The organism is Bacillus cereus group sp. BfR-BA-01383 (genome assembly GCF_022663495.1).
Lineage (GTDB): Bacteria > Bacillota > Bacilli > Bacillales > Bacillaceae_G > Bacillus_A > Bacillus_A cereus_AU.
Map to the genome: position 1 here is coordinate 1 of NZ_JAKUFP010000061.1, position 13,027 is coordinate 13,027.

A 13,027-nucleotide genomic window follows, 5' to 3' on the forward strand; every position below is an offset into this window, starting at 1 on the left:
AACATCTATAAAAGATAATAAAAAACTACGTGGAAAGACCGCATTTTGTATAAAAATATACGTTAAGTTGATGGATGTGTGGTGCTACCCCATCGCTATCAAGCTAACAAAACTAAATTTCCTTAAAATGAAAAAATACGCCATCCTTTCTGTATATTTCTACAAAAAGAATAGCGCTTTTTTCGTAAGTTTAAAAGTTATGTTAGCGTCTTTTTTACAAACAAAATAAAAATTAACAGACTAACAAAACCAGAGACAGCACAAGCAATGAATAGCATTTGATATCCCATGAGCTGTGAAACAAATCCTAGAAGCATAGAGCCTAAACCAATCCCTAAATCAAAAGCAGTAAAGAATGTAGCGTTCGCTACTCCTCTTTTCTCTGTTGAAGCTAATCGTATCGTTGCTACTTGAAGAGCTGGTTGTGCTGTTCCAAATCCAATTCCGTACAAAATAGCTGTTATAACGAGTCCAACAATCCCTTTTGTCATTGCTAGGACGAGTAGTGCAATTATCATTATAAAAAGCGCAGGAACAATAATGATCCCTTCTCCACGCTTATCGGATATTTTCCCTGCAATTGGTCTAATTACTATAAGCGTGACAGCATAAACTAAGAAAAAAGTACCAGCATTCACTTGAATCTTTGCCGCAAACAGTGGTAAAAATGTTGTAATGCCACCAAAAGTAAGAGATAAGAAAAATGTCACAATAGCAATTGGTAAGACTGTTTTTTCAAAAAAAGATATTGGTTGTTTTGATGTATGTTGAACCGCTGGAATTTTTGTACCAAGTGCAAGAATGAATGCAATAAGTGATAATACTGTGCATAGAAAAAATAGATAATGAAATGAAAATGATTTTGCTACCCAAAGACCTAATATTGGTCCTAAAGCCATGCCTAAAGTCATTGCAAGCCCATACCATCCCATTCCTTCTCCGCGACGAGATGGTGGAATCACATCAGTCACAGCCGTTCCAATCGAAGTTGTAGCGATTGCCCAGCTCATTCCATGGAGGATACGTAATACTACTAAAAATATAACTCCTGCTACCCAATCGTAAAAATACATGGTAATTGCAAAAAATAGTAGTCCGCTTATTATAAATACTCGTCGACCATATCGATCCATTAATCCGCCAACAATAGGACGTAAAATGACTGCCGATATTGTAAACACTCCAATAATAAATCCAACTTGAGATTCACTTCCACCTAATTGTTTAATAAACATAGGTAGTGTTGGCATGAGTAAATAAAAACCACTAAATAGTAATAATGCTGTAATGGTCAGCATTATATAGTTTTTTGTCCATAAACGTTCCATTGTAATGTAATCCTGCTTTCTTTCGTTTAATAAGTTGAGAATGGAAAGCTCGCATCAATTGGGGCCTTACTGCCCGATTGATGCGAGCTAAGCAAATAAAAAAGCAGTACCACCCGCTATAAAAGTGTTGGTACTGCCATATAGAGTGACAAGCGTTTTGTTAATTAGAACTTACTTGCTACTTTAATCGCTTTTTCAAGCCCTACAGCAATAATTTCTTCTGCTTTATCTGGGAATTGGTTGTGACCTTCAATTACTATTTTTTCTATATCTTTTGCACCGAAGAAGCCCATCATACTTGCTACATATTTAACAGCCATTTCCATTGGAGCTTTTGGTCCTTCAGAATATACACCGCCACTTGCGTTTAATAATGCAATTTTTTTATTTCCAATAAGACCTACTGGACCTTCTGACGTATATTTAAATGTTTTTCCCGCGCGGTTTAAGTAATCAATATATGTGTGTAATACAGCTGGGATTGTTAAATTCCATAATGGGAAACCAAAAACAACTTTATCAGCTGCAAGGAATTGATCTAAATATTTATCAGCAACAGCTACTGCTTTTGCCTCTTCTGCTGTTAAATCAAATCCTCTACTAGACTTAAATGTGCCGTTAATCATATCTACTCCTACATATGGCAATTCCTCGTTGTATAAATCAAGCTCTACTACCGTCTCATTTGGATGAGATTCTTTATAACTTGCCAAAAAAGCATAATATAATTTTACGCTAACTGATTGATTTACTGGACGATTGTTTGCTTTTACAAATAAAACTGTCGTCATGTTTTTTCCCTCCTGTTACTTGCTATTACGTTGTTATTATTTATTTAATAAAAGGGGTAGCCCATTTATTTTATAACAAAAACAATGTAGTCAACTAAATTGACTACATTGTGCATATTACAATATATTTTCGATAAAGTCAACTTAATTGACTTTATTTTTGTTAATCTATATTTTTCCACTAATCCAATCTAGCATTAACAATCTCCATCTACAGTACATTGCAGTCCAGCTAACTCATTCTCCTTACCCTTTTCTAGTTCTTGACTAATCACCTTTGTTAATATTTCTTTACTAGTAAATCCTTGAATGACCTCGTCACCAATAATGAACGTTGGAACAGCCATAATTTGTGCTTCTTGATGGGCATGTTTTATAGCTTTTTGATGCATTTCTCGGTACTTTCGTGATACTAATGCTTCTTTAAATGCATCCTGAGAAAGTCCCACTTCCTCCGCCAATTTTGTTAACACTTCGATGTCTTCAATATTTTGTTCCTCTTGGAAATGTGCAATAAACACTCTATGGTGAAATTCATTTCCTTTTCCATGTTCCTTTGCAAATTGATAACCTTCAAACGCAAAGTGCGAATACGAACGAAAATGTGGTAACTTTATTTCTAATCCTAACTTTTTAGCAGTAGGATAAATAAATGAATTCCAAGCTTCCATTACACGAGGTTGTGTCCGTGGATCAATTTTCGGAGCTGGACTAGGGCGCAATTCAAATGGCATCCATTCTACTTCTACATCTTTTTCCTTTACAACCTCATCCAAAGGACCTGTTGCTAAAAAACAAAATGCGCATAAAAAATCAGAATAAACTTTAATTTTTACAGTCATATATACGTTCCCCCACTTTTCCTTTTTTATTTGTAACTATATAAGTTATAAATGTTGGATAAAATATACGCTTGAATTGTATCGGCATACTTACTACAAAGAATTTATTTTATCTTGGTTCGATGACAATGTGGCAACACATTGTCTTTACAATATCTTTTTAAAACTATACTCCATTTCTCCACCTAGAGCTTCAGCTGTATCACCAGTTTCTCTGAAATCATGTGTATGAATTTCTTCAAACGGACCAAAATCTGTTTGTTTATAAAGTTCATAGCAAGGGAATCCGTCATGTGTACCTTCAATATCAATAGTACCATCTTTTTTGACATGTACAGTTAATAGGTAATCAGCGGGAGGTGCATATACATTTAATGGGTTGCTAGCACTTGCACTCATTTGAAACTTGACGTCATCAGAACTCCATACAATATTCGTACACAAAATATTTTCTGTACTCGCTTTTCCTGTTCTTTTATGAACGGAACCATCTGGAGTTGTGACTCTTTCTGTTGTTAAACCCGTATTCGCATATGTGAAAATTTCTTTTTTGTAAAAATCTACAACTACTTCTTGTTCAATTCTGGAACGCATAGCATTTACAGCATAAGGTGTAAATTCACGTGAGTCACCTTCGAATTCGATTACGTTTCCTGTTTGAATATCCTTCTTAGGTTCAGTCCAAGACATTGGAATAAATGCACTTGCTCTAATTTTAACGATATTAGCCATGAGAAACCTCCATCATTTATTAATTTTTGTTTCGGTGAATCTATTCCTTTTACACTCTGAATATAGTCAATTTGATTGACTATATTCAGTATAGTACAATGAAATTCAAATATAGTCAATTTGATTGACTTTGTTTAAGGAGGTTTTAAATATGAATCATCAAGTATTTAATGAATTGGACCTTACATCACTTTTATCATTATCTTATAGTACATTGATTGATGAACTACATGACAGATTAAGTGAGTTGGGATTTGGAGATATTAGACCTGCACATGGTTTTATGTTTAAACGTATTATTCCTAATGGAGCAACAGGGATAGAACTAGCTGAGTATTTAGGAATTACAAAGCAAGCTGTGAGTAAAATGATAGATTATCTTGAGGAACGTGGTTATGTAATACGCCAAGCTCATCCCACTGATAAGAGAGGGAAAATTATTGTTTTAACCGAACGAGGTTGGTTAGTAATGAAAACAAAAGAAGAGATAATAGCTGAGATAGAACAGCGCTGGATTGAAAAGATAGGTGCTGAACGAATGCAAATGCTCAAAGAAGATTTAACAAAATTAGTTTATGAAGCAAATGAAGGTAATTTATCATCTAGGTTAAGACCTGTTTGGTAAATATTGATTTTAAAAGGTGGACTAACCTTACGCCCATTAACTTAAAAAGTATATAATCCCCCATAAAATGAAAAAATACGCTATTCTTTCTGTAGAATCATAGGAAAGGATAGTGTTTTTGTATGTCAATTTCTGTATCTGATGAATTACAACTATTTGCTCAAGAAATTCAAAGCTTTTTATCTCCTAATATCTTACGAAATCTTGCTAGAGATGTTGGCTTTGTGCAACTAACAAGTAAGTACCAAGCAAAAGATTTAGTCGCTTTATGTGTATGGATGAGCCAAAATGTCGCTACGACTTCTTTAATCCAGTTATCTAGCTGTTTAGAGGCATCAACAGAAGTGCTCATCAGTCCTGAGGGACTGAATCAACGATTTAATAAAGCGGCCGTTCAACTTTTACAACACGTATTAGCTGAACTACTAAACCAAAAATTAACCTCATCTATGCCGCTTTCTTCTCCATATACTTCTGTTTTCAAACGTATTCGTATTTTAGATTCAACCGCATTTCAACTCCCAGATTCTTTTTCATTTGTTTATCCAGGTGCAGGAGGATGCAGCCATACAGCGGGGGTAAAGATTCAACTTGAGTATGATTTATTAAGTGGAAAGTTCCTACATATTCATACAGGTCCTGGTAAACAGCATGATCGAACATACGGTTCTTTGTGTGTTCCGACATTAACAGCGAATGATTTATGTATTCGAGACTTAGGTTATTTTCATTTAAAAGATCTACAACATATACACGATAAAAAGGCTTACTATATCTCTCGTATCAAGTCGAATACACGTATTTATCAAAAAAATCCCACCCCTGATTATTTTCAAGATGGAAGAATCAAGAAAGGTACAGAGTATATACAAATAGATATGGAGGTCTTAATGAACTCTCTTCAGCCAGGACAAACATGTGAAATATCCGATGCTTATGTAGGAATGATTGATAAAATACCAACTCGTGTGATTGTTCATCGACTAACAAAAGAACAACAACAAAAACGATTACAAGATCAAACTGTAAGAGAAAAAAAGAAAGGAATGAAGTATTCTCCTCATAGTAAACGACTCAGTGGTATCAATGTATATATGACAAACACCCCTACAGATATTGTCCCAATGGGACAAGTACATGATTGGTATTCTTTACGTTGGCAAATCGAAATTTTATTTAAAACGTGGAAATCATTCTTTCACATTCATCATTGTAAAAAGATAAAACGAGAACGATTGGAATGCCATTTGTATGGGCAATTGATTGCCATTCTACTCTGTTCCTCTATTATGTTTCAAATGCGGAAGTTACTTCTCATGAAGAAGAAACAAGAGCTGAGTGAATATAAAGCCATATATATGGTTAAAGATTATTTTTCTCTTCTGTTTCACTCCATACAAAAAGACACCCAAGAATTATCAAAGATTCTCCTTCGTCTGTTTAACCTCCTACAGCGCAACGGACGAAAATCCCACCGATACGAGAAAAAAACAGTCTTTGATATATTAGGTGTTGTATACAATTGTACCATGTCGGACAATCAAGCAGCTTAATAAAAAAATGAAGCCCGTTAGGGTTTATTTAATATGCAGAATTTCTCATGATCTACACTGGTTTTTTTGAAGAAGAAAAAAATTTTTCCTGGAACTGACCTTTCCTAAGCTTAGCTTGATAGCGATGGGGTATCGTCACATGCCCATCAACTTAAGCATTTTATAACGCCCCAAAACGAGAAAATTGTACATTTTCACCTGGAAATACCAATTTTCTCATTTTGGGGTATTTGCTTTTCCTAGGTTGATGGAGATGTGGCGGTACCTCTATATAAGGCTTTTTCTTTTTTCTCAATAACCAATATTACTTAATATGGTAAAATAATATTCGGATGGGAGTCCAATACATATTATTGAAATTAAGATGGTTCAAGTCGGAGGAAGGCACCTTAGGGTGTCTTTTCTTTATTTCAAGAGGACCTGCTCAATTAATGCGTAAAAACATAAAGTAAGGTGAACCCGCTAAAATACATGAGTGACCTTGAATTTCCCCTCCTACTCAAAGGAGAGATTAATATGGGATTTGGTGGTAGTTGTGGCGGCGGCTTTGCTGGTGGATTTGCTTTATTAGTTGTATTGTTTATTTTATTAATCATCGTTGGAGCTGCTTGCTTCTGCTAAAAAAACTATTGGAAAAGACACTCTTATATGGGTGTTTTTTCTTTGTAAAATTCACATTAAATTAATTAAACTTTATAAATAGATGTAGCGAAATAGAATTGCGTGGGAACCCAGATATATTTGTTCTGCAAGAAAAAGCTTGTGTGGATCAAGTAGGGAGAGGCACTTTTGGGGATTGCAAAGTTTTACGGACAGATTTAAACTTCACATAAATCTGTCCTTATAGGGAAAAATATGTAAGGTATTGTGCTGGAAAGCACTTGCCTATTCTAAATAAGGAGTGAGATGAATGGCTGATAAAAACGAACGTAACCGTGTCGATAATGATGCTGGCGAAGCGGTAGGAACTGGTGTCGGTGCTGTCGCTGGAGCTGCTTTGGGTTCTGTTCTTGGTCCACTTGGTACCGTTGCAGGAGCTGTTGCAGGAGGAGCGATGGGTAACACAGTCGGCGAAGATGCCGATGAGGCTAATGACAGTGTTGCGAACCGAGAAGATTAGACTTTAACCAAAGTGACACTGAATGAATTGGATTCCCAAAAAGGGAGTCCTTTTTTTATTAAGTTAATTCAGCTTTTTTAGGTAAATTCCCAGTAAAATTGTGAATCAATTCACTTAAAGTAACGGGTGCGTTAGTTCAACAAGCTATAAGCAGCAATCATAATCATTTTCTTGATTTTCCGCAATCGGGCGCTTTAATGGAGGAAAGATCACAAAAATGATCAAACTTTATTTCAAAGCTACAGTATTCATTATTTCTGCTATTATAGTCGCAGTAACATACATATACAATTCTAATAAGTAATACAATCAAACTAGATTAGCAAATCAAGGGAGGCGCCTTAGGGTGTCTTTTTTTATTTCTAAAAGGACCTGCTCAATTCATACCTAAAAACATAAAGTAAAGTGAATCCATTAAAATACATGAGTGACCTTAATTTTCCCCTCCTACTCAAAGGAGAGATTAAAATGGGCTTTGGTGGTAGTTGCAGTAGTTGTGGCGGCGGCTTTGCTTTATTAGTTGTATTATTTATTCTATTAATCATAGTTGGAGCTTCTTGCTTCTGCTAAAAAAACTATCGGAAAAGACACTCATATATGAGTGTCTTTTCTTTATGGGGTACTGACCCATAGCCATTAAGCTAAGAAAAGCAACTACCCCCAAAACGATAAAAATGAAATTCGTTGCTATAAAAGACAATTTTTTTGTTCCGAGGGAATTATAAAATTTTATATCTTTACAATTATTTTCTGGAGATTTAATTCGTTTTTTGTTTTCGAGAATAAGTAATTTCTTAACTAAAAGGTCCCGTACTTCTCCCTCGTGATAAATAATTTTGGAGGATTAGTAAGAAATTTAATGAATGATTATTCGAATATACTTTTGTAGATGTTACAAAAAAAAAATTTAACCTAGTTGATATTATCTAAATGTTTACAAATCTGAATTTTGAAATATAATAAGTATAGAGTAAAAAAACACAGTTCGGTTGGTAGTCCGAACGCAATAATTTAATAATTATTGTCAGTAACCTTCCCCCCTGGGATGTCCATTACTCATGTAGTAAAAAGGGGGATTTTCAATGAAACTTACAATTTATTTTGATGGACAATTTTGGATTGGAATAGTTGAAATGATGGAAAATAATAAATTGAAGGTATGTAAATATACTTTTAGATCAGAACCTAAAGATAGTGAAGTATTGGATTTTATTTTTCATGATTTGATTCCGTTATTAAATAGTACATCAGGTGTTAAAAACTCTATTGATAACAAAAAAAAGAAGACCATCAATCCTAAAAGGTTGATAAAATTAGCAGCTAAAGAGATGAAAAATCAAGGAGTTTCTAACAAATCGTATGAAGCATTGAGAATAGAATTAGAACAAAAAAAGAAAACGAAGAAATGTATTACACGTCAAAAAAAAGAAGAATTAAAAGAAAAAAAAGACAACTGAAAATTCAAAAGCGAAAAGCAAAACATCGAGGAAGATAAAAGGTCATCCGCTAAATTTAGCGGATGACCTTTTATCTTGATTATTCACATCTTGTCATCATCAAACGAAAAAGAAATTGATAGCAATGAAGCAGAATCTCTAAATAGATAATTCCCAGAGTTCTTCAAGAAGTTCTTGATTAGACAAGGTTTGTTTTCGAGTTTTTATTAATCTAAATCCATTATTTTCATAAATGTGTCTTGCAGCTTTAAGATCATTGTTAGTCCAGAGTATGATAGTCTTATAATTTGTCTGTCGACAAAAATGAATTGCCTTTTGTACCAATTGATTTCCAAACCCAGCCCCTCTTAAATTTGGATCAACAAGAAACATCCCTAATTGTGCCACATTTTCATTAACCTTTTTTATACTTATTGAACCCCTTCGTTCTTTATCAACTTCTAAAATCCATATCCTTTCTTTTAAGTTATCAGCCCTTACTATAAAGCCTTCCATATTTTTTGCAATAAAATCTCTAAAAGATAAATCATAATTATATTCCTTATTGTACAGCTCGTAATGTGAATTAATTATATAATTAGTATCCTCTAAGTTAAATGTACGAATCATTCTCTCACCTTTTATACTTTTATTAATACTAGTTCCATATGAATTTTATATAATACATATTATTAGGTTATTATAGTTGATTTTTACACAACCACTTGACTATCGTGGATTTTTTTTGAGTTTTTAAAGACGCAACACTAAAATATTGTCTTGCTGAAGATGGGATAGATACCCATTCAAGGAATAATTTGAATTTATAGTTTCTGTTTTATTGAATAAAGGATTAATTTCCAATCCAATCTTCTGCTAACATTCCATAAACAATGTGATCAACGTAATGGTCATAGAGCCATTCTGCTTTTCTTATTCGACCTTCCTTAATAAAACCAAGCCTCTCTGGAATAGCTCTACTTTTCTAATTTTCTACAGCTGCTCGAATCTCTACCCTATTTAAATTCAACTCAGTAATAGCATGATTGACAAAAGCTCTACATGCTTTTGTCATTAACCCTGAACCCTCAAAATCTTTCCCTAACCAATATCCTATGCTTGTAGATCTGTTATGCCAATCAATTTTATGAAACCCTATTACACCTGAAATTTCCCCATTATACCAAATTCCTGCTTGAAACCCGTTATTATCACCAAATTGTTTCATTGTTGATTTTATAAAGCTTTCTGTATCTTCAATTTGTTTATTATTTGCAATTAAGGGTAACCATTTTTTTAAATGCTCCATGGAATTTATAGTTAGTGTGAATAATTTCTCTGTGTCTTGCAAATCTAACATCTTTAATTTTACATTGTCATCAATTTTATGAGTGAAAATAAAAATCTCCTCCTTTACATTTCATAGAATTCATCAAAGTATCGTTTATACAATAAAAAAATCCCACCCCCAAGACTTAAGTCTTGGGGACGAGATTTTAAATTTCGTGGTACCACCCCAGTTTGTTAATATGTCACCATATTAACCTTATCAAGTACGGCATTATGAAAAATGCTTATACCCTAGCTCTATAACGGGAGCTCCCGTCACACCACCCCTTTTCTAAAAAGTTCCGATGTGATGCTCAGAGGTTTCATTCAATAAAGTACCCTTGCTCCTTTTCAGCTACTGGAGCTCTCTGTATAGAATCCAATTTATCTACTCTTCTCTTCATCGCATTTATTTTTTATATAATATCACCTATTAGTATCTATGTGAATATTGGAATTTTTTTATAATACAAAAAATTAATCTGTTAAGATATATGATCCTCATCTAACAACTTCAAAAAGAAAAATACTTCAAAGCAAAATCCTTTGCAACTTTAATACAAAAACACTTATTTTATCGTTTTGGGGGTACTTCGAAATCTTAGCTTGATGGGCATGGGGTACTGACCGCAAAACGCGGATTTTATCTGCTAAGAATACGCAGGATTTCATGCAAGCTAAAAGAACAGTTTGAACTGTCAAATACTGTTGCAACAGTATTGTATGAAATCCCGCATACAGCGGAAGGAACGGAAGGCTGGAAAAATCTTGGTATAAATGCTTTCGGGGATTTGATAACTGCTGATAATAGGACGTTATGTTAACCTTATATGTATAAGATATACATCATGAATTTTATTAGGCGTAAACAAACATACAAGCCAAAGTACTAGATTCGAATATAAATAATTATATTAAATTTCGAAAAAAAGGAGATGAATTGTTTTGAACTCATATTTTTCAAAACAAAGATGCTGTCATAGACTTTTTCCTGCTTTTCCACCTGCTGTCCCTCCGATTCCAGAACCCCAAGGACCACTAACGATCATGACATGGAACATCTATTTTGGAACTATCTTATCGCCTTTAGTAGGAACCACTCCAGAGCAACTACCACAACGTGTTACTGAGGTCTTTACACTGTTTCAAGCAACAAATTTTCCGGTACGAGCAGAGGCTATTGCTGATCAAATTGCAAGAAAAAAACCAGATATAATAGGTCTTCAAGAAGCAGCAATATGGCAACTTTTGTTACCTCAAAATTCTGAAGTAGCAGTAGAGTATGATTTTGTTTCGATCCTTCTCAAGGAGTTAGAAAAAAGAGGATTGCATTATGAAGTTTTAGCAATAGTAGACACTACGGATGTTACGTTACCTAGTAGCACCGGCTTCAACGTTCGATTTGTAGATCGAGATGCGATTTTGGTGCGAAAAAATTCAGGACTTAAGTTCTCAAATATACAAACAAAGATTTTTGAAGCTTTTCTTCCTGTTCCAGTTGGCGGTAATGTTGAAAAACTCCTGTTTGGTTTTATATCTGTTGATGTCGAAATATCCGGAAAGAAATTTAGACTCGTAAATACTCATTTACAACCCGTTACACCTGAGATCCCCCAAACACTTCCAATACAACTCGCTCAAGCTCGCGAACTTTTAACTGGCCCGGGAGCGACTGATCTTCCCTTAGTATTCATAGGGGATTTCAACTCAAATTCTGACGGCAGTGGTCCATCTTACAATCTTTTGATAAATGCTGGATTTAAAGATACATGGACTATCGCAGGAAAAGGCAATGGATTAACATGTTGCCAAGATGCTAATGTATTAAATTTGATCTCGCAACTATTTGTTAGAATAGACTTGATTCTCTTTCGAGGCGATTTCAAAGTTGAAAAAGTGGACGTTGTAGGAGAAGAGCAAGAGGATCGTACACCAACGGCACTATGGCCTTCTGACCATGCAGGAGTTGTGGCTAGCTTGATTCTTCCCTCCTAAAGAAAAGACTATATTAAAAGACTCTGATAAATAAAGGATACAGTCAGAGAAATATGAATAACGATAAGCTGCTACCCCCATAAAACAGATGATCTATCTGATCGTGTTTTATATGGTCCCCTAACTATAGGCGGTGATATTGTGATGGGATCTATCATAATTTATTTAATTAACTACCGATAATGATGCCTTATGTAAACTTTATATGTATACGATATATATTATTGCTTTTCCTTGTGCAAGTAGAGACAAGTATACAAGAAAAACAGACCTATTTTACATTTAATATATTAAATGTAAACAAAGGGGCTTGATTATTTATGTCATCAAAAAATAAAATGCATTTCAATCCTTGTGCGTTTCCTGTTCCTATTCAGGAAGGATTCCCACAATCAGCGTTTAGGGCTGTAAATGTTACTGCAGAACAAAGTATTTCTGCAGTAACTCCGGTATTTCCAGTTTTATATCCAGATGAAATATTTGATCTAAACAATGAATATGACCCTGGTACATCAACTTTTACTCTAAAACAAAATGGAGTATATTCGATTATAGCAAGTGTTGCATTTTTCCCTAATGATGTGACAGCAAATTATAGAGTTGTAATTAATATCCGGGTAAACGGCATTCCTATAGTAACTGATAATGGCTTTTTTGGTGCAAATCCAGTTGAAACGGGTGATGAGGCAAGTGTTTCTGCTATCTTAAAATTAGCAGCTAGAGATGAAGTGAGTATCTCTGTTTTCAGTACTACTAATGGTATAATTCTACCTGAGCCACGTGGTACGCACTTTGAAGCAGCAAGGCTCCCTTTTCTAACATAATAAAACAAAGTTATTCTCTTTATTACCGATAACGAATTTTACGTCAACTAGCCTCTCTTGTGGGGGCTGTTTTTTTTTGCTTAGCGTGGGGGTTTTTCGAAATGCTGACGATACCCCATACCCATCAAGCTAAGGGGGACAAGAGGGTATATGTGAATGTGTTTTTCGAAATTTCTACGACTACACTAAAGATGTGCATAACAAATAAACCTATTAAATAGGTGTTTTTAAAAATATTATGCAACTTGGAAACTTTGTGACAACGTACAATCATACACAACACCTAAGATATCAAAGACTGTTTTCTTTTCGTAACGGTGAGATTTTCGTCCGTTTTTTTCTAACAGGTAAAACAAACGCATTGAACTACCCCCACTTTCACTTCGTTTAGAAGAGGGGGATTCCTAAGTAAAGAGTTCTATCGAACTCTAATTTATTAGGCTATCTCCACA

The 13,027-nt window shown here is 34.4% G+C and carries 13 protein-coding genes, 2 pseudogenes and 1 other annotated feature; of the genes and pseudogenes, 8 read left to right on the top strand and 7 right to left on the bottom strand.

Annotation, left to right across the window (positions count from 1 at the left end):
- Positions 1-197: 197 nt before the first annotated feature.
- The 4 genes from MR065_RS26100 to MR065_RS26115 all read right to left on the bottom strand — a co-directional run bounded on the left by MR065_RS26100 (position 198) and on the right by MR065_RS26115 (position 3,693).
- Positions 198-1,328 carry an MFS transporter gene (locus MR065_RS26100; protein ID WP_242215606.1) on the bottom strand — a complete coding sequence of 377 codons (1,131 nt, stop codon included), beginning with the start codon at positions 1,326-1,328 and terminating at the stop codon, positions 198-200.
- Between the two features lie 164 nt (positions 1,329-1,492).
- Positions 1,493-2,119 (bottom strand): FMN-dependent NADH-azoreductase, encoded by a 627-nt coding sequence (locus tag MR065_RS26105; RefSeq protein ID WP_002123221.1) that lies wholly within the window; start codon positions 2,117-2,119, stop codon positions 1,493-1,495.
- Positions 2,120-2,316: 197 nt separating this feature from the next.
- Positions 2,317-2,961, bottom strand: coding sequence for a DsbA family oxidoreductase (locus tag MR065_RS26110; RefSeq protein ID WP_242215608.1), 645 nt, complete (start codon positions 2,959-2,961; stop codon positions 2,317-2,319).
- Between the two features lie 147 nt (positions 2,962-3,108).
- Positions 3,109-3,693: a DUF3238 domain-containing protein gene (locus tag MR065_RS26115; RefSeq protein WP_242215610.1), complete on the bottom strand. Its 585-nt coding sequence runs from the start codon at positions 3,691-3,693 to the stop codon at positions 3,109-3,111.
- Positions 3,694-3,844: 151 nt separating this feature from the next.
- On the opposite strand from MR065_RS26115, the gene MR065_RS26120 reads away from it, so the two are divergent.
- From MR065_RS26120 to MR065_RS26145, 6 genes are all read left to right on the top strand, one after another.
- Positions 3,845-4,318, top strand: coding sequence for a MarR family winged helix-turn-helix transcriptional regulator (locus MR065_RS26120; protein ID WP_242215611.1), 474 nt, complete (start codon positions 3,845-3,847; stop codon positions 4,316-4,318).
- 122 nt (positions 4,319-4,440) lie between these two features.
- On the top strand, positions 4,441-5,871 hold the full coding sequence (locus tag MR065_RS26125) for an IS4 family transposase (protein WP_242215613.1): 1,431 nt from the start codon (positions 4,441-4,443) through the stop codon (positions 5,869-5,871).
- Between the two features lie 516 nt (positions 5,872-6,387).
- Positions 6,388-6,492 (top strand): YjcZ family sporulation protein, encoded by a 105-nt coding sequence (locus tag MR065_RS26130; protein ID WP_000505684.1) that lies wholly within the window; start codon positions 6,388-6,390, stop codon positions 6,490-6,492.
- Between the two features lie 289 nt (positions 6,493-6,781).
- On the top strand, positions 6,782-6,991 hold the full coding sequence (locus tag MR065_RS26135) for a glycine zipper domain-containing protein (protein ID WP_098991341.1): 210 nt from the start codon (positions 6,782-6,784) through the stop codon (positions 6,989-6,991).
- Between the two features lie 468 nt (positions 6,992-7,459).
- Positions 7,460-7,561 (top strand): YjcZ family sporulation protein, encoded by a 102-nt coding sequence (locus MR065_RS26140; RefSeq protein WP_000505688.1) that lies wholly within the window; start codon positions 7,460-7,462, stop codon positions 7,559-7,561.
- 512 nt (positions 7,562-8,073) lie between these two features.
- On the top strand, positions 8,074-8,448 hold the full coding sequence (locus MR065_RS26145) for a YjdF family protein (protein WP_242215615.1): 375 nt from the start codon (positions 8,074-8,076) through the stop codon (positions 8,446-8,448).
- A gap of 138 nt (positions 8,449-8,586) precedes the next feature.
- Here the strand turns inward: MR065_RS26145 and MR065_RS26150 are convergent, their stop codons facing one another.
- On the bottom strand, positions 8,587-9,057 hold the full coding sequence (locus tag MR065_RS26150) for a GNAT family N-acetyltransferase (protein ID WP_242215617.1): 471 nt from the start codon (positions 9,055-9,057) through the stop codon (positions 8,587-8,589).
- 223 nt (positions 9,058-9,280) lie between these two features.
- A pseudogene (locus tag MR065_RS26155) lies at positions 9,281-9,826 on the bottom strand (GNAT family N-acetyltransferase).
- Positions 9,827-9,908: 82 nt separating this feature from the next.
- Positions 9,909-10,169: a binding site (T-box leader), on the bottom strand.
- 532 nt (positions 10,170-10,701) lie between these two features.
- Between MR065_RS26155 and MR065_RS26160 the strand changes: the two are divergent.
- Together MR065_RS26160 and MR065_RS26165 are read left to right on the top strand one after the other, a co-directional pair.
- Positions 10,702-11,751, top strand: coding sequence for an endonuclease/exonuclease/phosphatase family protein (locus tag MR065_RS26160; protein ID WP_242215619.1), 1,050 nt, complete (start codon positions 10,702-10,704; stop codon positions 11,749-11,751).
- A gap of 320 nt (positions 11,752-12,071) precedes the next feature.
- The gene (locus MR065_RS26165; protein ID WP_242215621.1) at positions 12,072-12,575 is read left to right on the top strand and encodes a C1q-like domain-containing protein; all 504 of its coding nucleotides are present in this window, start codon (positions 12,072-12,074) and stop codon (positions 12,573-12,575) included.
- A 236-nt stretch (positions 12,576-12,811) separates the two neighbouring features.
- On the opposite strand, the pseudogene MR065_RS27530 reads toward MR065_RS26165, so the two are convergent.
- Positions 12,812-12,937, bottom strand: a pseudogene (locus MR065_RS27530) (hypothetical protein); the annotation flags it as partial.
- Positions 12,938-13,027 lie beyond the last annotated feature (90 nt).